Source organism: Chitinophaga arvensicola, from assembly GCF_900110835.1.
GTDB lineage: Bacteria > Bacteroidota > Bacteroidia > Chitinophagales > Chitinophagaceae > Chitinophaga > Chitinophaga arvensicola.
This window is the reverse complement of the sequence record NZ_FOJG01000002.1, coordinates 1,747,284-1,768,477: the sequence shown is the minus strand read 5'-3', so window position 1 is coordinate 1,768,477 and position 21,194 is coordinate 1,747,284. Positions and strand designations below refer to the sequence as shown.

General features: G+C 48.6%; 14 protein-coding genes and 1 tRNA gene. 3 read left to right on the top strand and 12 right to left on the bottom strand.

Features of this window, described 5'->3' with window-relative positions; translation table 11 throughout:
• Positions 1 to 2: 2 nt before the first annotated feature.
• From BMW79_RS24505 to BMW79_RS24495, 3 genes are all read right to left on the bottom strand, one after another.
• A complete protein-coding gene (locus BMW79_RS24505; protein WP_177192316.1) occupies positions 3 to 3,473 on the bottom strand; it encodes a SusC/RagA family TonB-linked outer membrane protein in 3,471 nt (1,156 codons plus the stop codon).
• Between the two features lie 247 nt (positions 3,474 to 3,720).
• Positions 3,721 to 4,782 (bottom strand): FecR family protein, encoded by a 1,062-nt coding sequence (locus tag BMW79_RS24500; RefSeq protein ID WP_089899175.1) that lies wholly within the window; start codon positions 4,780 to 4,782, stop codon positions 3,721 to 3,723.
• Positions 4,783 to 4,899: 117 nt separating this feature from the next.
• The gene (locus BMW79_RS24495) at positions 4,900 to 5,493 is read right to left on the bottom strand and encodes an RNA polymerase sigma-70 factor (RefSeq protein WP_089899172.1); all 594 of its coding nucleotides are present in this window, start codon (positions 5,491 to 5,493) and stop codon (positions 4,900 to 4,902) included.
• 167 nt (positions 5,494 to 5,660) lie between these two features.
• Between BMW79_RS24495 and xseA the strand changes: the two genes are divergently transcribed.
• Positions 5,661 to 7,100, top strand: a complete 1,440-nt coding sequence (gene xseA, locus BMW79_RS24490) for an exodeoxyribonuclease VII large subunit (protein WP_089899169.1) — start codon at positions 5,661 to 5,663, stop codon at positions 7,098 to 7,100.
• Entirely contained in the window at positions 7,078 to 7,293 is a 216-nt protein-coding gene (gene xseB, locus BMW79_RS24485; RefSeq protein WP_089899167.1) for an exodeoxyribonuclease VII small subunit, read from the top strand. Before xseA ends, xseB begins: the two co-directional genes overlap by 23 nt.
• Before the next feature lie 71 nt (positions 7,294 to 7,364).
• Here xseB and BMW79_RS24480 read toward each other — a convergent pair whose 3' ends face one another.
• The 4 genes from BMW79_RS24480 to BMW79_RS33990 form a co-directional block, all read right to left on the bottom strand.
• Positions 7,365 to 8,132: a peptidase associated/transthyretin-like domain-containing protein gene (locus tag BMW79_RS24480; RefSeq protein ID WP_089899163.1), complete on the bottom strand. Its 768-nt coding sequence runs from the start codon at positions 8,130 to 8,132 to the stop codon at positions 7,365 to 7,367.
• A gap of 204 nt (positions 8,133 to 8,336) precedes the next feature.
• Positions 8,337 to 9,491: a BamA/TamA family outer membrane protein gene (locus BMW79_RS24475; RefSeq protein WP_089899160.1), complete on the bottom strand. Its 1,155-nt coding sequence runs from the start codon at positions 9,489 to 9,491 to the stop codon at positions 8,337 to 8,339.
• Positions 9,492 to 9,737: 246 nt separating this feature from the next.
• Positions 9,738 to 11,969 (bottom strand): hypothetical protein, encoded by a 2,232-nt coding sequence (locus BMW79_RS24470; protein WP_089904199.1) that lies wholly within the window; start codon positions 11,967 to 11,969, stop codon positions 9,738 to 9,740.
• 78 nt (positions 11,970 to 12,047) lie between these two features.
• Positions 12,048 to 12,164, bottom strand: a tRNA-OTHER gene (locus tag BMW79_RS33990).
• A 243-nt stretch (positions 12,165 to 12,407) separates the two neighbouring features.
• On the opposite strand from BMW79_RS33990, the gene BMW79_RS24465 reads away from it, so the two are divergent.
• The gene (locus BMW79_RS24465) at positions 12,408 to 13,424 is read left to right on the top strand and encodes a helix-turn-helix transcriptional regulator (protein WP_089899156.1); all 1,017 of its coding nucleotides are present in this window, start codon (positions 12,408 to 12,410) and stop codon (positions 13,422 to 13,424) included.
• A 52-nt stretch (positions 13,425 to 13,476) separates the two neighbouring features.
• Here the strand turns inward: BMW79_RS24465 and BMW79_RS24460 are convergent, their stop codons facing one another.
• The 5 genes from BMW79_RS24460 to BMW79_RS24440 all read right to left on the bottom strand — a co-directional run bounded on the left by BMW79_RS24460 (position 13,477) and on the right by BMW79_RS24440 (position 21,042).
• Positions 13,477 to 14,913 (bottom strand): c-type cytochrome domain-containing protein, encoded by a 1,437-nt coding sequence (locus BMW79_RS24460; RefSeq protein WP_089899153.1) that lies wholly within the window; start codon positions 14,911 to 14,913, stop codon positions 13,477 to 13,479.
• Positions 14,910 to 15,842, bottom strand: coding sequence for a sugar phosphate isomerase/epimerase family protein (locus tag BMW79_RS24455; RefSeq protein WP_089899151.1), 933 nt, complete (start codon positions 15,840 to 15,842; stop codon positions 14,910 to 14,912). The genes BMW79_RS24460 and BMW79_RS24455 overlap by 4 nt, the downstream gene beginning before the upstream one ends.
• A gap of 7 nt (positions 15,843 to 15,849) precedes the next feature.
• Positions 15,850 to 17,337, bottom strand: a complete 1,488-nt coding sequence (locus BMW79_RS24450; protein WP_089899149.1) for a DUF1501 domain-containing protein — start codon at positions 17,335 to 17,337, stop codon at positions 15,850 to 15,852.
• Between the two features lie 6 nt (positions 17,338 to 17,343).
• Entirely contained in the window at positions 17,344 to 20,070 is a 2,727-nt protein-coding gene (locus BMW79_RS24445) for a DUF1553 domain-containing protein (RefSeq protein WP_089899147.1), read from the bottom strand.
• Positions 20,071 to 20,160: 90 nt separating this feature from the next.
• Entirely contained in the window at positions 20,161 to 21,042 is an 882-nt protein-coding gene (locus BMW79_RS24440) for an AraC family transcriptional regulator (protein WP_089899144.1), read from the bottom strand.
• Positions 21,043 to 21,194 lie beyond the last annotated feature (152 nt).

The following is a 21,194-nucleotide window of genomic DNA, read 5'->3' as shown; positions in this document are numbered from 1 at the left end:
TGTTACAGGTCAAGATTCAGTCCTACTGCATATTTGCGCTGGTAAGGATAAGCCCATCCAAAGCCATCGATGATGGATTCCGGATCGAGATATTTCTTAATGGCAGAGAACTCAAAAATATTTTCACCGGTCACATAGAAGCGCAAGCGATTGATGTGATAACGCCTGGTGAGCGATTGCGGCAAAGTATAACCTACCGTGATATTCTTGATACGGAGGTACGCCGCACTCAGCAGGTATTTGGATTGCGGAATATCGAGTCCTTTTTTGGCGTTGTTATCTGCCATCCATGATTGCAGTACCGGGTAATAGGAATTGGTGTTTTTATCTGCCAGTCCGGCTTTGATATACGAGTCGCTATGCTGTGCACGCGTGGCTTCGTTATCGGCGGTAGCGCGGTAGTAATCCAGGTTCCAGGGGTAAATGGCTGCATATGGCTGCTGATAAGGGCCCCAGAACAGGTAGTGGTGCGGATAATAATCCATCTTGCCGATACCTTGCAGGAAAACGGACAGGTCAATGCCGTTCCAGTTCATGTCCATATTAAAGCCAAAGCGGTAACGTGGACTGGTATTGCCGATTACTTTCAGGTCTTTCGGATCTTTTGCAGAGATACCCTGTTCTATTTTTCCGTTGCCATCCAGGTCTTTGTATTTAGGCCATCCTTCTACGATTTCCAGCGCACCCCAGGGAACGATGGCAGATTGATCGAGTTTGTTGATCTCATCTTTATTTTTGAAATAGCCATCATTCGTAAGTCCCCAGATTTCACCGAAGTTTTGTCCTGTCCAGTATTTGGAACCAAATAACTGCTGATCATTCTGGTAACGGGTAATGCTTGTTTTATCGTCAGAAAGGATCAGTTTAAATCCAACGTTCAGTGGTTTGGCGCCTACATTGAAATCGTTGCGGTAAGCCATACTGAGTTCCCATCCGCGGGTAGAGAGGTCTGCTACGTTCTGATTGGGAGCGGTAGTGCCCAGTACGCCGGGTAATTCCTGTCCGGGCGCGAGCATGCCTTTGGTATTACGCACAAAGTAATCGAAGCTGACCTGGAATTTATTTTGTACAAAGCCCATATCCGTTCCGAAATTGCTGGTAGTTACTTTTTCCCAGGTATAGTTGTTTGGATCCACGCTCAGTAACGGTGCACCGTTGATGACGGTCTGGTTAATATTACCATCTATCATGTAATTTGATTTCGCAGTACGCAGGGTTTGCAGGTACCCGAAGTAAGACACACTCTGGTTACCCAGGCTGCCATAGGAGCCCCTGAACTTGAGGGTGGATAATACGGGAGATATCCCACGCATAAAGCTTTCTTCGCTGGCGATCCAGGCGGCAGACACAGAAGGGAACAAGCCCCAGCGGTTGCTGGAAGGGAACCTGGAAGATCCGTCGTAACGGCCATTCGCTTCGATGATATAGCGGTCTTTGAACGTATAATTAATTCTTCCGAAAAAACTCCGGATAGCATAGGAGTAATAATCAGTACCTACTGTTGGGTCACCACTGGTGAGCGCAATGTAGGGGAGGGAAGAAGAGATCAGGTTTTGCTTGGAAGCATTGATCAGCTGCCATTCATAGCTCTCCTGATTATAACCGCCCAACAGCGTGATGCTGTGTATTTTGTTAAACGTTTTATGATAGTTGGCGAACAGGTCGATCACGTCATGACTGATGGTACCATTGTTTTCTGTCACCGATCCATTGCCGCCTTCCTGGCGGATATCGTTGGGGCCATAACCAATGTTGTACTTCTTCTGATCGATATGATATTTCCATAACTCTCTTTTGATACTGGCATCGCCGGTAATCTGGAGGTCGTTGTTCAGGAAAGAAGCCACACCACGGATAATGTTCTGAAATCCGAAGCGGGTGGAGGTATTGCGTCCGCCATCTACCAGCCTGGCCGCCAGTTTACCTGCGGCAGTATTAGCCCAGGTACCGTCTGGATTCACGGCCACCTGTGTCGGTTGCAGATAATATACATCGGTAATATTGTTGGAAGGCGCATCTGCCTTGGTCTGATAGATATTCAGGTTGTTATCTACCTGTAACCAGCTGATGGGCTTCAGGTTGATTTTACCGCGCAAACCGTATCTGTCCCAGTCGTCTTTCGCCAGTTTATTCAATCCGTTTTCTTTGGTATAATCGGCAGAAAGGAGGTAACTGATCGGAAGTTTCTTCGCAGTTTCTGCGCTACCGTTCAGGGAAATACCATGGTACTGGGAGAAATTGTTTTTACTGAAGAAGTAATCGTTCCAGTTATTGCTACCCATGTAAGCCCATTTGGTAGGGTCGCTGGGATCCAGGCGGGTATCGGGCAGGGAGGGATTATTGGATCTTTCCTTTGCCCATTTGTAATATTCATCGGAATAATTCACATAGTCCCAGGGAGTATTATCGGTAGATGTTTCCAGTACCCTTGAGTAGATATATGGATCTGTAACTGCATCCGGCATCACCGTGCGACGCGACATGGCGAAGTAATTGCTGTAGTTCACGGTTTGTTTGCCGCCGCTGGCTCCCTGTTTGGTGGTGATCAGGATTACGCCATAAGCTGCACGGGCGCCATAAATGGCTGCGGAAGCCGCATCGCGGAGTACAGAAATAGAGGCAATATCCGCCGGGTTGATACGCAGCAGGTCATCGGTCACGGAGGCAATACCATCAATGATGATCAGTGGGGATACCATACCCCCCGTGCCATTAATACTGGCAATACCACGGATATTAATGTTGGGTGTTTGTCCGGGTTTACCACCGGGATAACTGATGTTCAGTCCGGGGCTGAGGCCTTGCAATCCCTGCATTACGTTGGCAATAGGACGGGCAGCCAGCTGTTTACCGGCAATCTGGTCCACGGCGCCTGTTACGTTAATTTTCTTCTGGGTACCATATCCTACCACGATTACTTCTTCCATGGAGTTTTTGGAGGGCTCCAGGGTAATGGTCAGGGTTTCCCGGCCGTTGAGCGATATTTCCTGCTGGTCATATCCCACATAGGTCAGCACCAGGATGGCATTTTCGGGTACCTTTAATTCAAAGTCGCCTTTTTCGTTGGTGACGGTGCCGATGGTAGTATTTTTCAGGCGCACGCTTACACCAGGCAAGAGTTCGCCCGAAGGACTTACCACACGTCCTTTCACCAGGTTGTCTTTGCTGACTACCGCCGCAGGGGCTATCACAATCAGCTTATCAGACATCTTCCGGAAGTGAAGGGAAGTGTTGTCCAGTATTTCATTCAGTACTTTGTCGATCGTCCAATCCTTTGCATCGATAGATATTTTATGGTTCAACGGTAGATTATCATCATTATAAACAAACCTGTAATGGCTGTTTTTCTCCAGCAGGGAGAGGGCCTTATCCAATTGCACCTGCGAGAGCTTTACTGTGATGGTGGATTGAGAATGTACCTTTGCGCTTACGTGTAAACAGGCAAGGGTGACAAGCAGCATAGAAAGCTTCATAAAAATTAACAGTTTATATAACCTCCGGCTGGGCGGAAGCCAATTGTCCACTGTACTTTTTTTCATACATTTGTTTTGTTGGTTAATTAATTGTTGATGGAAAGTTTACCCAATACAAGGCCGTTAACCGATATTTACACGGGGAATGGTGCGAACATTTCCCGTTTTTTTTCAGTTACAGTTTTAAATGCGCAATAATTTCTAATTGTTCAGACGATCAGTTTGGTGTTTTACGAGTGAAAGAATATTAGTTAATCCATATTTTCCCGTCGGCATCTTTATGCCAGGAAAATGATAAAGTTGTTTCCAGCGCATTCAGTACTTCCTCCAGACTTTCAGACTCAAAAACGCCCGTGAAATACAGTTGCTTTTTACGGTTGTTGCTAAAGTTAATTTCTACTCCATACCATTGTTCCAGCATAGTCACTACTTTATCCAGCTGAAGGTGTTTAAATGCCAGCTTATTCTGTACCCACGCGGTTTCAGTGATGATACTATCCTGAAGGGTGGTCAGCTTACTTTTATAAATAACCAGTGGTGTATGCACAGCTACTATGTTCTCCGTTTGTTCGGTAGCGGGATGTACCGGTACGGTTAATTTTTCATTTGGTTTCAGGGACACTACCTGTTTGGATGCGTCGTTCAATACCACTTCCACGGAGCCCTGCACCAGTGACGCTACTGCGCTGTCTTCCAGCGGATAGGCCCTTACATTGAAAGAGGTGCCCAGTACCCGGATCTGAAAGGTTTTGGTGTGAACCCGGAAAGGTCTTTCTGCATCTGGTTGTACCACAAAAAAAGCTTCTCCTTCCAGCGTTACTTCCCTGGGCTGATGTGCGGCAAATTGCGGCGGATAGTCCAGTTTACTGCCCGCATTCAGCCATACGCGGGAGCCATCGGGTAGCAGTATCTGGGAGCGCATCCGTTTGTCGGTGACCAGTTGTGACAATACCACCGGTGTTTTTTTCTGCTGGCCATAGCGCCAGTAGCCACCCAGGGCCAGGAGAATTAGCAGTCCTGCAGCAATACCACTATACCATCCCCAATGGCGGCGGGGTTCCGGTGCTTCGGTGTATGGCTCCGCCTCGCTTATTTGCTGTAAGCGTTGCTGATGCTTTTCCATTAGTTGTTGTACCTGCTGTGGTGAATATTGCTTGCCGGCAGGTGTCCAGTTCTGACTGAATACCTCCCGTATATAGCTGGCATCCGGATACTGCTGCAACAATTGTCGCAGGTCTTCCGCTTCTTCTGTCGTTAATATGCCGGCCATTTCGCGGGCCAGTAATGCGTAAAGTTTTTCCTGATCCATAGTGTCAGTGAAGGACAAAAAAAGGTGCTTTTTTAAAGTGAATAGGCGATTTTGTCCCTGCGTCTAATAGAAGGACAAATAAGCAGGTGGAAATTCCCTAAAGGAAATAAAAAAAAATTAGGAGTCGAGCCGGAGATAGGTCTGGGCGGTTTCATCCGACAGGTCAAAACGGATGGCCAGGGATATTTTTTTGACGGCAATAGTCAGTTGTGCATCTACTGTTTTGGTGGAAATATTGAGCAGTTCCGCTACCTCCCGGTAGCTGAGCCGGTCTTGTTTGATCAGGCGGAATATAAGCTGGCAGCGGGCGGGCAGGCTCCGGATGGCTCTTTCTATCTTCTGGGATACTTCTGCAGATACCATTCCGTTTTCCGCCTCCGGTGCGATGGCCAGCATATCGGTATTCAACTCATCCAGCGAATCATGCTGATGTCTCTTCTGTTCCTGTAAAGTATTCAGTGAGCGGTTTTTGGTGCTGACATACAGATACACCACCGGGTTTTGCACATGTGAAAGCTCATTCTTTTTTTGCCATAGGGAAAGAAACACATCAGACACAATCTCTTCTGCCAGGTGGTAAGAGGATACAATGGATGCAGAAAAATGTATCAGCCGGGTACATAACGCTATGTATAGTTCATTATACGCCTGAACACTGTTGTCATAGCAGACCCTCTCAAAAAGCGCTTTTATCTGCTCATTTTCTCCCATGGCGCAAAAATATATAAATCAGGATAAGTCTGTTATTAAGTGTTTGTTACGGTTTTGGCTGACCTTCGTTGTATAGTCATTTACTTAACTTGAAGCAATATATACATTTCCTGTGGGATTCCATGACATGCCGATAATAATCGTTTTACTTATCTTTACCCGGTATCATGAGTGATTTTCCAGCTATAAAATTGTCCGTCCTCACCGGGAAAATTCAGCAGACCCTCCAGCAGGTGTTTGCTGAGCAAACTTATTGGGTGGTGGCAGATATTACCAATCATTCGTACTATCAGCAAAAAGGATATCATTATTTCGACCTGGTGGAAAAAGACGAAAATGCCGGTGGCATTGTCGCAAAAGTAGCCGCCGTTGCCTGGGGAAATGGCGCTATCCGGATCCGGGAATTTGAAACCGTAACCGGTCAGCCCTTTAAAAATGATATTCATGTATTGGTCAGGGTATCCGTTGGCTTCCACCAGGTGCATGGCTTGCAGATCACTCTCCTTGATATCGATACCAGCTTCACCGTAGGACTGCTCGAACAGCAAAAGCAACAAACCCTGCTGCGACTCACTACGGAATGCGCAGATTTTATCTATAAGTCCGGCGACCGCTATATTACCCGCAATAACCAGCTGCCCTTACATGCCGTCATCCAGCGATTAGCCGTAATTACCTCCGGCAACTCCGCCGGTTACCAGGATTTCCGGCATACGCTGGAACATAACCATTTTGGCTATACGTTCCGGATCGATAACTATTTCACTGTAGTGCAGGGGGAAACAAAAGCCGAGTTGGTACAGCAACGCCTGATCGATATCTACAACAGCCAGGTCCCTTATGATGCCGTCGTGATCATCCGGGGGGGCGGCGCGCAAACCGACTTCCTGATCTTCGACACTTTTATCCTTGGCCGGGCGGTAGCAAAGTTCCCGATTCCCATCATTACAGGAATTGGTCACCAGAAGAATGAAACCATCACAGACATGATGGCGCATACCGCCACCAAAACGCCTACCAAGGCAGCCGAGTTGATCATCGCCCACAACCGCTCCTTTGAAGAAGCCGTGATCAGTATGCAACAGAACATCCTGATCCGCTCCCAGCAATTGTTTTCCGCGCATTTCCAGGCATTGTCCTGGTTAAACAGCACCATTATCAACCAGTCGCGGACCTTGCTGGCCAATCATAAGGAAGCGCTGAACATAAGCCAGAACATCGTATTACATACTTCCAGGAACAGCCTGCTGAACCGGCACCGCGAACTGATCTCCGTATCAAACGCCGTATTGTCAAAACCCAGGATCACCGTCTCCAACAGGCTCAATGACCTGGACAATACTATCGGCCGTTTCCGGTCCTTCAGCCGTTTGTTCATTCAAAGCAAAAGAGGACAGGTCGCCCATTACGACGCCCTGTTCAAACTGATGAGTCCTGCCAGTATCCTGAAGCGTGGCTTCGCCATCGTTTACCAGGACGGGCACATTCTTCCCGACGCATCTTCCCTTCAGCCCGGTAGTCATATCCGGGTGGTATTGCAGGATGCTTCACTGGAGGCTACCATTACTGAAAAAAACATTACACATGAGCCAGGAACTGACATATGAAAGTGCCTATAATGAGTTACAACTGATTGCCGAAGAAATAGAAAATGAAGCTGTTTCTGTAGATCTGCTGGCTGAAAAGGTAAAACGGGCAGCTATTCTGATCGAATTCTGCCAGCAGAAACTGCGTGCCACGGAAACGGAGGTAAATAACATTATAAAGCAGATGGAGGGGAGTAAGGGAGGGGAGAAGTAATGTACTCTCTTTAGTGGTCAGGTCCACCGTCAACGATGATACATCTCCCTGATATCATTATGCACCCGGTACTAGTTCTTCCCCAACATGGCAATACTATCCTTGTACTGTAGGTAAAGCCGGTTAATACAGATCATCAGTTCATAGCGGGTACTGGTTTGCAATATAGCAGTGGATGGCTGGTAATGCGCCATAAAGTAATCCAGGCTGTCGCCATGCAGCCCCGTTACCTGTTGCACGATATCCGGATCATAGGCATGATCACAGTACGCTGCTTCTTCTTTGGCCAATAAAGTCTTCCGGAAGTTGTTCAGCCGCTTATTCCGCCGGAAAGAGAGATTTTTATACAGCTGGTTAATATTGACGCTTTGCCGTACGGTATGAAACTGATCCCGTAATTCTGCTTTATTTTCCTTCGGCAGCAGCAGGTTGAAATCCCATTGCTGTGGTTTCTTGAAATATTTACCGTATTCATCGCGGAGCCGCATGGAATCGGCAGAATGATTGTGCCCTCTTACAAGTTGTTGTTGCAGGGTGATGACGCCCTGGGTCATTTTTATGGAAAGGGTGGGGAGGTTAAACAGTTCCCTGCTGATGATGACCTGTTGCGGCAGATACCCTATCCTGGAAAAGCGCAGGGTATCGCCCGCGTGACTGCCAATGATAAAGGCGCCATTACTATCGGTGATCACTGTTTTACGGGTGCTGATGTTGATGCCGCTCACCCCTTCCAGTGGAAGAAAGGAAGTTGCATCGGTGATGCGCCCGGAAACGGTTTTCTGGGCAAAAACAGCGCCGGGTATCAGCAAGAAGATAATGGAAGTATAAGTGGCCTTCATGCACAACAGGTTTGTGCTAAGTTACCTGTGATGGTTGCTGGCAGTGAAAAGGTGAATTATAAAGTTTTGTTATATACGGGAGATAATTATCTACTGGGGTAACACGGGATTAATACTGTGAGTCTTGCGATCGGTGAATGAATGGCGCCAGCCGGCGCATTGCTGCGGAACGTATCTGCCGGAAAGCTACTGTATCTGCGAAGCCTAGAATACTTCATTGATTCCGAAATAGAAGCCCGATTGATCTTTGCCACGTCCGTAGTCCAACCGGATATTCACGCGCTTTTTGAACTCCCAGCGATAGCCGATGCCATAACTGATCAGCGACTGATGGAATTCAAATTCATTGATGCGGGGAAACACATTGCCCCCGCCTATCCATGCCACTACACCACTGCGGTTGTAGACTTTCTGTCGTAATTCTATCTGCGCGGCCAGGTAGTTTTTGTCGCGGAACCGGCCTTCGTAGTAGCCTCTCAGGCGACTGGAACCACCGGCTTCTGCCAGCAGGCTCCAGGGCACGTCGCCGCTCCGTTCTTCTCCATAGAGATCGGTGGCCAGTACGGCGCCTTTCCATAGCTGCTTGTACCAGTCGAACTGCAGATCAAACTGTGAAAACACGGCCTTGTTACCAAAAAAGGACGGAAAGAAACGATATCCTAGGCGAACGAACATGCCTTTGTAAGCGTTGGGAATGAAGTCGCGGGTATCATATACGATAAAGGGACCTGCCCCTATGCCCAACACTTTTTCTGGTATCATGAGGGGCTTGCCACCAGCAGTATCAATTTTCTTTGACTGTACATTCTGGATCTGGGTACAAAGACCAACAAACAGTTTCCCGTTCAGGTTAACGCTGAAATCTGCCAGCAGTTTTTCTGTGAGCTGCACATATTCCGTGTAATTGTCTTTCTCGTTGCCCGCATCATAACCGATTCCCCAGTATTTATTGGGCCGTGAGCTGAATGAAGCTTTGAGGGCCAGTCTGAAGCGGTCGTGCGGAAAAATGGTGGTATTGCTGATACCGATACCATAAAACCCTGTGAGGGCGCCGGAGGCATAAATCGCGGCATTGGAAACCGGTAGCAGGGAGTCTTTCTTATCTGTTTTGTATTGTGCTGCCATCATAACGGCCAGCCCAAAGCTGGTTTCCGGTGTATACACCGGCCCTCCGATGAAGCTGAGATCCACTTTTTTCTTTTTCTTTTCTACGTTGGTGTGTTTGAGATAATACATGATATTATCAAAAAAACCTTTGGGCGCAGCGAAAGTAGCAGTGGTGTCTGCCCGGTTTTGCTGCTGGGCATACCCTACAGCAGGAGCACTGAGTAGCAGTAGTAGTAAAGCGTTTCTATTCATGTATGACAATGCAATGAATATAACACGATTTTTATAAAATTGATGAGGGGAGATGAAAAAAGGTCGGTTTCTTACCGGAAACAACAAGCAGCACGGGGTTATCGTGCTGCTGCTGTTTTATTGGGGGGACACAAATGAATCGATGAAAGGGGGCGACAGTATATTCTTTTACCACGCCAGGGGTCACAAATAGATCGATGAAATAGGGCGACGGCATATTCTCCTGCCGCGCCCGGGGTTTACAAATCAATCGATAAACAATTGCGTCACGGCGGCGGTATTGGTAGCCCACTGCAGGGTATACACTTCGTCTGCCTTATCGGCGTCGGTGTGTACGAGCTGCTGTGCAGCTGCTTTTGCTTCGAGGAACTGACCTATACTCAGTTTACTATCCAGTTTTTTCAGGATGGCCTGTACAGTGGCAAAACTCAGGTCCTGCGCGACTTGTCCGTCGAAGGCCATTTCCAGCCAGATGATTTCACGGGCAGCTACATCCAGTACGCCGAAGACTAATCCCTTTGTAAGGCCGCCGGTAATGCGTACCATATGTTCTACACAGGATGGATCGTAGGCCACACCTTTTTTTTCAGAGATCTTCATCGGGTGCTGGCTGTTCATCCATCCCAGCACCATGTTCAGTGACAAGGCTCCCTTGCAGTAAGCGTTGCAGGTGAAAGTGACATACCGGGCGCCGGCCTTTTCCAGTTCAGGAATATCTATGGCGATATATTCTGCGGTTCCCACCTGGTCGGGGATGGAGCGGATATCTCCGCTATGTGTACATCCGGTTGTTTTCAGGTAGGCAAAGGAGCAGGTATCTACATGATGATCGTAAGCGATACGGCAGCTCAGGTCCATATCCAGGTGTTGGGCAGGCATTCCTTTTCCCCACTGCATAAACAGGATAATTTTATCGCTTTCTACCTTAAAACGTGTTCCCATTAAGGCGCCTGGCAGATCCTGCACCTGTTCGCTGCGGTCGCCGATAGCCAGTGGTATACGGTACAGTTCCGGTGCGATGAAGATGCTGCCGGCATTGGTAACCACTTTGGCGAATCGCTGCTTTATGGCGCCGATACACAGGTTGGTTACCGCCTGTTGCATTTCCTGCAGTTGTTCGTCTTCGTAGATACGCAGTTGCTGATTGGCCGGAATACTTTTGTTGACACCTCCCAGCGGTTTTACCGAACGGGTGGTGTTTTTATCAAAGTAGTACAGTGAATACATCTGTAAGGTCAGCAGCAAACGCATGGGCACTTTGTCTGTGATTTCCGCGAAGGCGGCAGTTACCCCGTCTGGTGAGAACCAAAGCATATTGGCAAACAGGGAGCGGGCAAATAAGCCTGGCCGCTGTTTCAACAACTGCATCGTATTGGCTTCATCGTAACGCAAGCGGAACTTGTTTACATGTCCCTGCCATACGGTGTAATCCTGGCGGTAGAAGCGGTCCATCATCTCCCGTAATTTTTCCAAGCCAGGGCGCTGGCTGAATTCGGCCAGTCGCAGGGCGCGGATAAAGCGCACCCACATTCCCCGCTGCGGATGCATGATTTCACACATGGCTCCGGCTTCCAGGTGGAGATGGTTCAGCCAGCAGGCTACCATCAAACCCTGGCGGCGGTTATATTTCAGTTTCAGCGTCGCGGCAGCGGCAGGCCGCTGCACCGCCGGATAGATATCCGGACGGAGCTGCCGCTGATTCTTTTTATTACGTTTAACAATAGTGCCAGGTTTGATCAGTTGCAGGAACCCGGTTTGTTTATACCAGAGATAACGGAGTATATCCGTAGGCGTAGTAAACAGTTTTCCGGCTTCCTCTGCCTGATCTTTTTCAATCAGCACATCTACTGCCGCAACCAATGTTTCTTTCATCCCGATCTTTACTGCCGGTAAAGGGAATAAAGACAACAACGTTTTCATACTTTCCACCTGTGTGGCGTCCAGTGCTGTTTTGGACGACAGCAGGTCTTTCAGGTAATCTGCAGCCAGCTGCGTATTCCAGCGTTTCAGGATGCGTAGTTTGCTACCCTGTCCGTAATGTTCTATTTCCCCGGTTTCAAACGGAGTACCGCAGAAAGGGCAACCATTGTATCTTTCCAGGGGAAAGGTATTGGCTGGTATAATATGTCCGCATTGCAGGGTAGTACCCGCACCTTTAAATATATTGGTAAACCAGGTAATCAGGTGATCTGTCAGCGATTCATGGGTAGGTACTTCCCAGTTTTTTATCAGCGGTGTCCAGTTCTTGTTAACCCCCATCACTTCCCGGAATGTTTCGAGGATAGTGGCCTGATACGCAGGTGTGGTGTGGTTCAGTGCATGCAGTAAATCTTCCGTTACCCCAAAGCCCAGTTTAGCCAGGTTGGCTACCAGCAAGCCTGTAGTGGGCGACAGCTGTGTACTGTTTTCCTGTACCACTGTTTCCGGAATAAAAATCGCCTGTTGTCTTAAACCCGTTTTTAACAATAATGTGTTCATCGTAATAGTATTAATAATCAGATAATGATGTTGCTGTTTTATCAGAAAAGAAGTAAGCAACACTTGACCTCGATTTTGTAAAGCAGGCCGGATTCGAACCGGCAACCCCCACATCCCTGTAAGAAGTAAGTTTTAATTGACCGGATGGTAATCTTAAAACTTTAATATGGTGCTCTGCCATTGAGCTACTGCTTTTCCATCTTCCGCGATAATTACAAATGTTCTTTTGGATCGAATGAAGTAACATTTATTTGACCGCTTCCGATGACACAAAGATGTCTACGTATGTACGCAATACATCTGCGTACTAAAATATTTCTCAAAAAAATATTTTAAGTTGTTGATTATCAATGTACATATTTTTAATTGAAGGATAGAAAAATTATACTACGCATGTATAATGCGTAGTATTTTCGTTTCTTTGTACAAATTAGTAGTATGTCCATCAATAAACTGGCCCTGATCCGTTATAAGGCCATCGATGAGTGTCTTGGTAACCGTTACCGTAAATGGACGCTGGAAGACCTCATTCAGAAAGTAGCCGACGTGTTGTACGACCTGGAAGGCATCAGCAGTGGTGTGAGTAAGCGTACCATACAGGCCGATATCCAGTTGATGCGTAGTGATAAACTCGGTTATAATGCCCCCATTATTGTAAAAGACCGTAAGTATTATTCCTATAGCGATCCGGCCTACAGCATTACCAATGCACCTATCAATAATGCCGATGTAGATAAGATGAAGGAAATTGTGGCCGTACTGAAACAGTTCAACGGCTTCAGCTACTTCGATGATATGAGCGATATGATTGCCCGGCTGGAAAACAACCTTTATAAATCCACCGACGTCCATCTCAACTGCATACAACTGGAAAATAATCACCTGCTGCTGGGGCTTGCACATATTAATCCCCTCTACCAGGCCACCCTGCATAAAAAAGCACTGCTCATAGAGTATAAGTCTTTTAAAGCCAGCAAATCACAGGAGTATATCTGCTATCCCTATCTCCTGAAAGAATACCGGAACCGCTGGTTCCTGATCACCCGCAGCAAACACGCTCCACAACTCACCACGCTCGCACTCGACCGTATGGTGAGTATCCAGGAACTTCCCAAAGAAAAATTCATCCCCTGGGATGGCATGCCCTTCGATGAATATTATGACAACCTGATCGGAGTTACTAAATCAGAGAAAGATCCCGTACATAAAGTAGTGTTGCAGATCGATAAAAAACACGCCCCTTATGTACTCACTAAACCATTGCATCATTCGCAACAGGTGTTGGCGGAAGACGAAAGTACCACAACACTCAGCATTCACGTTGTGCTGAACTTTGAACTGGAAAGGGAAATCATGGGATTCGGGGAACATATGAAGGTAATAGCTCCCAGACTACTGGTAAAAAAAATGGCCGCCCGGCTGTTGCAGGCGGCGCAAATGTATGACAAATCTTAGGAAATAACAGGTGATATCTGCCGTAGGAGCATTGATAAAAGAAACGCTGGTATCAACTACTCACCTTATGATAGATCATTGTATCAGATGCCAGCTGCTGTAAGCGATAGCCACCGGTATCAATTTTCAGTTTCGGTAACGCCTGCTGCAATTGCCTGAGCGTAGCAGGAGCAATCCCCGCTTCGTATACATATACCTGTTGCAGTTTTTTATTTTGCTGCAGTGCTAAAAAACCTTCGGGTGTTACCGCCGTTCCGGCGAGATTCAGATAGCGCAGTTCCCGGCAGTTATTCAGGGCACCCATGCCATTGCCTTTAATGGCAGTACGGCGAAGGTCAAGCCGGGTCAGCTTCTTCAATTGTCCCAATACTGCAAAGGCACTATCTGTAATAGCGGTACCGGATAGGTCTACCCAGATCAACTGTTCTTTCAGCCCGGTGAGCAGGGAAATATCCCGGTCGCTAAAACCCGCCGCATTAATCCCATCAATCATCAGGTAATGGCTTCCCGTTCCAACCGGCATTACTTTCAGTCCTTTTGCTTCCAGCGCTGCAATTTTATCCGCACTGCCGGCACTTACACTTTCATCCGGTACAAATTCCTGTTTATCCAGTGGGGTAGCAGGTTGCATGCCTTCCAGCACCGCCATAATACGCGGTGTTTTATCCAGTTCTTTCACGGTTTTACCGGCAGGAGCGCCGGTAGCAATCCACCAGTGCAACAGTTCCAGTTCCTGCGGTGTCACAGATGGCTTGCCTTTGGGAGGCATACGGTGTTCGTCTTCTTCCGGTAACAATAACCGCTTGAATAATTCGCTTTCTTCCGGCAAACTATCCTTCAGCACCGGTCCATGCTCTCCACCTTTCCGGATGAGGGCAATAGATTCCAGTCGCAGCCCGCCTTTCAGCTTCTGCTCATTATGACAACCATAACAGCGGTTCGCTAATACCGGTTGCACCAGGTCTTCGTACAGGCGCGCATCGCCAATGTTCGTATAGGCGACGGTGTTAACCGGCCCCTGTATGCCACTGAGTTTTTTTAACGGAGCGGGCATGGCCTGGGTGAGGTAATCATCGCCGTGGGTAAGACTACCCCCGTAATGCCCTGCGGCGCTCAGTAACAATACCATCAGCAATGCAGCGGGTAGTTGCAGGCGGGGAAACCGTTGGTGGTTTCTTTCCAGCAGGTATAACAGGATGCTTATAACGGCAACGCCTATACCAAGATATTTATGTGTCTGTAATAATTTCTCTTCATAGCCACCATCGAGCGATAACAGGTAGCCGGTAATACAACTGAAGATAGCGGACAACGCTGCTGCCAGCAATACGGTTGGCAGTGCGCTCCGCAGATGCCGCCACTTTTCCCTCCGTGCCAGCAGCGTTAAAATAAATGCAATAATTAAAATGCCGATGGGCAGGTGTACCAGTAAAGGATGCGAACGTCCGATAAACATACTCCAGCTGCCGGTACTGATCAATAATCTCATGGTTTGCTGTAGCGTTGTTTTAGCTGGTTCATCATAAATACATTGATATCCCACTGGTCGGCCACCGGTTGACGTGTATACGGCAACGTAGGAAGATAATCGGCCGGACCAAATTCCGTGAGGAACGTCAGCGGCTTACCGGCCGCCTGGTGCCGGTGTACGATCTGATCCCACCAGTCGAAATGCGCTTTTACAGCATTCGCCCATTCCGGCGCACGGGGATCATTCACCTGCGGGCCTTCGGGATGCCCGATGCGCGCATGTATATGCCCGGCGCGTTCCAGCGCTTTTGCTACTGTGGCTGCCTGATCATGCAGCAGGCTTTCATGTACATTACACCAGTGAGAAATATCCAGCGTAAGCCGCAGATCCGGCTTCGCGTCGATAAACTGTTTGGCAATATGTGCGGCAAACAACATACGCGAACGGTGCGTTTCATGGTATACCGGTATCCCCGATTGTTTGGAGATCCGGACGGTCATATCGATTAAGGCACTGTTCTGTTCAAAGGAAAAATAATCTTTTCCGGAATGACAGTTGATATAGAGCGGTTTAACTTTACTATTGCTGGTAGCAGCTTTCAGCATACTTTCAAACTGCTGTGCGTGTTTCGTATAGTCGCTGTCGTAACCCGCACATAAATAGCCCACGGCCAGGCCGGTTTCTTCCAATGCGGTATATAATTCCTGTTGAACGGCATTATCGTTCGACCACCAGACTTCAAGTCCGTCGTAGCCCGCCTTTTTTGCCTGGCGGCAGAAATCACCGATAGAACCGGTATAGCCCCAGTTGGTGGCCATTACAATAAGACGATATCCATCTTTCACTACGGGAGCGCTGGCGGCTGAAAATGCCGGCAGGGAAGGGATACATAACGCAGAACCAAGGATGGCGGATTGTTTGATAAAATTTCTCCTGTTGTTATTCATGAACGCTTTAGCTTAATATGGGTGTAATTACTTTTCCGCCGGTATCGGTCAGCCGGAACGGCCGGCCCTGGAACTGGAACGTGAGCTTTTCGTGATCAAAGCCCAGCTGCTGCAGAATGGTGGCATGGATATCATTGATAGCTACTTTTCCTTTCACGGCAGCGTAGCCAATTTCATCGGTTTCTCCGTAAGAAAATCCTTTTTTGATCCCGGCGCCCGCCATCCACATGGTAAAGGCTTCTACGTGGTGATCACGGCCAAGGAAAGGCATGTCTTTACCATCACGGTTTTCCTGCATCGGTGTGCGGCCAAATTCACCACCCCAGATCACCAGGGTTTCATCGAGCAAACCACGTTGTTTCAGATCCTGTAGCAACGCGGTAATAGGGCGGTCAATTTCCCGGCACTTGTTACGGAAGCCGTAGTCGATAGCCAGATTTTCATCGGTGCCATGACTATCCCAGCCCCAGTCGTACAGTTGTACAAAACGCACGCCTTTTTCCACCAGTTTGCGTGCCAGCAAACAGTTGTTGGCAAAGGATTCTTTACCTGGCTGCGTGCCGTACATTTCATGGATATAATCCGGTTCCTTATTGATGTTCATCACTTCCGGTACAGAGATCTGCATTTTATACGCCAGCTCGTACTGGGAAATGCGCGACAATGTTTCCGGATCGCCGAAAGTGGCGTATTCCTGTTTGTTGATTTCGTTGATAGCATTGATCGATTCCCGGCGCAGATCGCGGCTCATACCTTCCGGATCGGTCAGGTACAACACCGGTTCTCCTTTGGTACGGCATTGTACGCCCTGGTATACCGAAGGCAGAAAGCCGCTGCCCCACACGCTTTTACCTGCATCGGGTGTTTTACCGCCGGAAGTAAGAACTACAAAGCCGGGCAGGTTGTCGTTTTCAGAACCAAGACCATAAGTTACCCAGGATCCGATGCTGGGCCTGCCCAGTCGCGCGCTGCCGGTTTGCATCAGCAATTGTGCCGGGCCGTGGTTAAACTGATCCGTTTGCACGGCTTTCAGGAAGCTCACGTCATCGGCCATGGTGGCGAAGTGTGGCAGATGATCAGAAATCCAGGCCCTGGATTCACCATGTTGGGCGAAGACCGCCTGCGGGCCCAGCATTTTTGGAACACCACGGATGAAGGCGAACTTTTTCCCTTCCAGCAGGGAAGGCGGACAAAGCTGGTTATGTAATTTCTGCAGTGCCGGTTTGTAATCAAATAGTTCCAGCTGGGAGGGCGCACCGGCCATGTGCAGATAGATCACGCTTTTGGCCCTGGCCGGGAACTGTGGTACCCGGGGCGCCATGGGATTGCCGGCTACGTCCAGTAGTGTTTTGCCACTGCTGCCGCAGCTGGCAAGGAAGGAGGTGAATGCGGCGGCGCCCAATCCTTTCACACAATCCATGAGAAAGTGGCGGCGGGTAAAATACCGCAACGTTTGATCATTGGCTTCCTTTATGAGTCTTGCATGCTTAGTCATACCGCATTAGGATTTAGTCAGGAATTCATCCAGGTTCATAATAGCGTTGGCTACTACCGTAAGTGCCGCCAGTTCCGCTTTTTGTGGTGTATTATCTTTTTGCTGCAACAGTTTATCTGCTTCTGCGGGTTTTTGCTGATACTCCTTCAGGGCCGATGTATACAGCTGTTGCAATGCTTTCAGTTTGTTATCAGGTAATGTTTTGTACATCGCAGCCTGGTAACCCCAACGGATACCCGCAGCGGCATCATTGCCACCTTTTTGCAGCATCTGCCTGGCCAATGCGGCGGCTGTTTCCACGTACACCGGATCATTGAGCGTTACCAGTGCCTGCAGGGGCGTATTGGTGCGTATGCGGCGTTGCAGGCATACTTCGCGGCTGCTGCCATCAAAAGAAATCATGGAAGGATAAGGGCTGGTGCGTTTCTGAAAAACATATAACGCCCGGCGGAACTGGTTGCCGTCGTTGGCTGTTTTCCAGGTAGCTCCGCTCCATACGGTTTGCCAGATATTATCCGGTTGATACGGCATAATACTGGCGCCATACATATTCCGGTTCAGCAGGCCGCTCACAGTGAGTGCCTGGTCTCTTACCTCTTCTGCAGTAAGCCTGAAATGCGGACCTCTTGCCAGCAGGCGGTTGGCCGGATCTTTTTCCTGTAATTCAGGCGTGGTGGCGGAAGATTGTTTATAAGCGGCAGAAAGTACTATCTCGCGCAGCAGTGGTTTTAGATGCCACTGGTATTTATTCATCAGCTGATAGGAAAGATAATCCAGCAGTTCAGGGTGCGAAGGGAGGAAGCCCTGTGTACCAAAGTCTTCAATGGTTTCCACAATACCTGTTCCAAAAATCTGCTCCCATAGCCTGTTTACCATTACCCGGGCTGTCAGTGGATTTTTCTTATCAGTGAGCCACATCGCCAGTCCGAGCCGGTTACGCGGTGCTTTCGCCGGGAAAGGATTCAGTGAATGGGGAACATCCGGTGTAACGGCTTTTCCTTTTACCATCCAGTTGCCTCTTTCGAACACATTGGTAATACGCGCCATTACGGGTGGATTTTCTACCATGATAGGTACATCTTCCGGGTTCTGGTTCACGATGGTGAGCATGGTTGCGTTGATCTTATCATAACCAGGTTTTCCTTTACCGGGCAGATCATCGCGGAGTGCAAACCATTCCACACTGCAAACCGCATCTGCCGGGTTCAGCGAAGGATTACGGAAAATGAGATACAGGTCATGTGTACCTGTTACAGCCGGCAGCGGCATACTGATAGCGAGGCGGCCATTGGTAGGCGCCAGCGCCTGTTTGATGATGGTGCGGCCCTGTAAACTATCCAGTCTGAATTCTACCGTACCACCTTTACTGCCGGTCCAGTAGTTCATGAGTAACTGCGTTTTTCCATCCAGGTTTTGATGAGGCAAACGGCAACTGCCGCCATTGCGCACCCCCATGTATTTGGTATCGAGCAGGGCGCCGTTGATATAGTTATCGGCGTCGTGTGCATGCACCTTGGGTTCCAGCACGGAAAGGAATTCGGCCACTTCGGCCGATTGCTTCGCGGTGCCATTCTGTGTTACCCAATCGCTCACCTGCCGTACTTCGGACGTACTAACGCTGTCGTACAAACGAAGTTTAGGATGTTCCATGTGGGTATCTTCATCACGGGTATTGTTGAGGAAGGCCAGCAGTTTATAATAGTCTTCAAAGCGGAAAGGATCGTAGGGATGGCTATGGCATTGCACGCAGGCGATGGTAACTCCCTGGAATACATCCATGGTGGTGGCTACGCGGTCCATTACAGCAGCAGTACGGAATTCTTCATCCTGTGTACCGCCTTCATCATTGGTCATGGTATTGCGGTTAAATGCCGTGGCAATGAGCTGATCGCGGGTAGGAGCGGGTAGGAGATCGCCTGCCAGCTGTTCAATGGTGAAGCTGTCGTACGGCATGTCGTTGTTGAATGCATTGATGACCCAGTCGCGGTACCGCCATATTCTCCGGTTATCGTCCCTTTCGTAGCCTTTGGTATCTGAGTAGCGGGCCAGGTCGAGCCACATAGCCGCCCAGCGTTCGCCATAATGCGGTGATTGCAGAAGTGAATCCACCAGTTGCTCGTAGGCACGGGGATCTTTGTTGCTGGCAAACTGCTGTGCCATTTCGGTTGTAGGTGGCAGGCCGGTGAGATCCAGGCTAACGCGGCGTAACAGGGTCATCTTGTCTGCTTCGGGGGCCGGTTTCAGCCCTTCTTCCTTGAGTTTGGCCTGTATAAAATGATCAATATCGTTGCCATTGGTAACGGAAATATCAGGCAGGGGAATGTTTTTGGGAGATACATACGCCCAGTGTTCACCCCATTCCGCCCCTTGTTTCACCCAGCGGGTGAGCACATCTATTTCGTGATCAGTAAGCGGTTCGCCTTTCTGGGGCATTCTTTCTTTCGGATCTTTACAGGTAAGGCGGCGGATAAATTCACTCTTTTCCGGGTGGCCGGGAATGATGGCGGGCTTGCCGGACTTAGTGACGCCCAGGGCTTCTTCCCGGAACAATACACTGAATCCGCCACTTTGTTTCACGCCTCCGTGACAGCTGATACAATGTTTATTGAGCACGGGTTTTACCTCCGTACTGAAGTCTACTTTTTTACCGGAGTGACAGGCCGCAAACAGCAAACCTGCTCCCGCAGAAAAAGCGAGGATCACTGTAATCCTCAACGTGGAGAGTTGGATCATTGTAGTTTTTTCATTGACGTCTGTAAAAATAACACGGACGCAGGAAAAAGGGGCTAGATGATATGCTGATTATGATGGATAATTTTACGATTATGCGTTTCTTTCGCGGTACTGATTCGGCGACACACCCATTACCCGGGTAAACATTCGTGAGAAGTAGCAGGGATCTTCCATACCCAGCCGGGCAGCCACTTCCTTGATACGCAGCTGGGTAAACAGCAGGTATTGGCAGGCCTTCTGGATTTTCAGCTGGTTGAAATATTCGATGGGGGAGAAGCCCGTATTATTTTTAAAAAGAAAGCAGAAGTGCGACTGGGACAGGTTTACAGACTGCGCCATCTGTTGCAGCGTCAGCATATGATCCAGGTGGCTATTCATAAAATCAATGGCCTGGTCTATGTTATCGTGGCGCTGTCTGGCTTTTCCCGGTTTCGCCATCTCCGGGTAAATACAGGACGACAAAAAAGACCAGAAGTTCATGTTGGACCATACCAGGTTTTCTTCCCGGTATCCGCGCTGTAGCTGCTCATAGATGCGTTCAAACAACGGTATGCGTTCAGGAGAATGCTGCAGCACGATTTTATGTCCCTTCCATTCCCTGACGGCAGTTTCCACAATACTATCCGCACTGGTTCCCTGGAAATGTGCCCAGTAAATAGTCCATGGATCGGTTTCATCAGCACTGTATTCATGCGCCCATTTGCGGGGCAACAGGATACAATCGCCGGCTTCCATAAGGTATGTTTCTTTTCTAAGCGTAACATTGCCCTTACCCTCTGTACAATAGATGAGGATATGCTGATCCGCACCCTGCGTCCGTTTCCGGTGGTGAAACATGGCTTTCGGATAGCAACCGATATCTGTGATGAATAGGGGCGTCAGCGCCGGTTCCCGTGCACATTTTCCGCTGAGTACATTACGCGGTATTACAATCATACGCTGACCCTGGAATCCTTCTTTCTTCCTGATCATACTATCAACAGGTTTTCCGACAAAGTAAGAAAATCCATTTTATTTCCTGCCTGCTGCCGGTAAACAACAGTCGTATTTTGATACAAGGTTATTTTGCGGGTCCGCCGGTAAATAAACCGGCAGATACCAATCCCTCCGGTACATCACTCATA

What these genes read in the sequence shown, in the direction of transcription:
- BMW79_RS24480 (WP_089899163.1), bottom strand. Translation starts at nt 8,132, where the DNA reads ATGAAGGCCACTTATACTTCCATTATCTTCTTGCTGATACCCGGCGCT.
- BMW79_RS24475 (WP_089899160.1), bottom strand. Translation starts at nt 9,491, where the DNA reads ATGAATAGAAACGCTTTACTACTACTGCTACTCAGTGCTCCTGCTGTA.
- BMW79_RS24445 (WP_089899147.1), bottom strand. Translation starts at nt 20,070, where the DNA reads ATGATCCAACTCTCCACGTTGAGGATTACAGTGATCCTCGCTTTTTCT.
- BMW79_RS24505 (WP_177192316.1), bottom strand. Translation starts at nt 3,473, where the DNA reads ATGAAGCTTTCTATGCTGCTTGTCACCCTTGCCTGTTTACACGTAAGC.
- BMW79_RS24500 (WP_089899175.1), bottom strand. Translation starts at nt 4,782, where the DNA reads ATGGATCAGGAAAAACTTTACGCATTACTGGCCCGCGAAATGGCCGGC.
- BMW79_RS24440 (WP_089899144.1), bottom strand. Translation starts at nt 21,042, where the DNA reads ATGATCAGGAAGAAAGAAGGATTCCAGGGTCAGCGTATGATTGTAATA.
- BMW79_RS24470 (WP_089904199.1), bottom strand. Translation starts at nt 11,969, where the DNA reads ATGAACACATTATTGTTAAAAACGGGTTTAAGACAACAGGCGATTTTT.
- BMW79_RS24495 (WP_089899172.1), bottom strand. Translation starts at nt 5,493, where the DNA reads ATGGGAGAAAATGAGCAGATAAAAGCGCTTTTTGAGAGGGTCTGCTAT.
- xseA (WP_089899169.1), top strand. Translation starts at nt 5,661, where the DNA reads ATGAGTGATTTTCCAGCTATAAAATTGTCCGTCCTCACCGGGAAAATT.
- xseB (WP_089899167.1), top strand. Translation starts at nt 7,078, where the DNA reads ATGAGCCAGGAACTGACATATGAAAGTGCCTATAATGAGTTACAACTG.
- BMW79_RS24465 (WP_089899156.1), top strand. Translation starts at nt 12,408, where the DNA reads ATGTCCATCAATAAACTGGCCCTGATCCGTTATAAGGCCATCGATGAG.
- BMW79_RS24455 (WP_089899151.1), bottom strand. Translation starts at nt 15,842, where the DNA reads ATGAATAACAACAGGAGAAATTTTATCAAACAATCCGCCATCCTTGGT.
- BMW79_RS24450 (WP_089899149.1), bottom strand. Translation starts at nt 17,337, where the DNA reads ATGACTAAGCATGCAAGACTCATAAAGGAAGCCAATGATCAAACGTTG.
- BMW79_RS24460 (WP_089899153.1), bottom strand. Translation starts at nt 14,913, where the DNA reads ATGAGATTATTGATCAGTACCGGCAGCTGGAGTATGTTTATCGGACGT.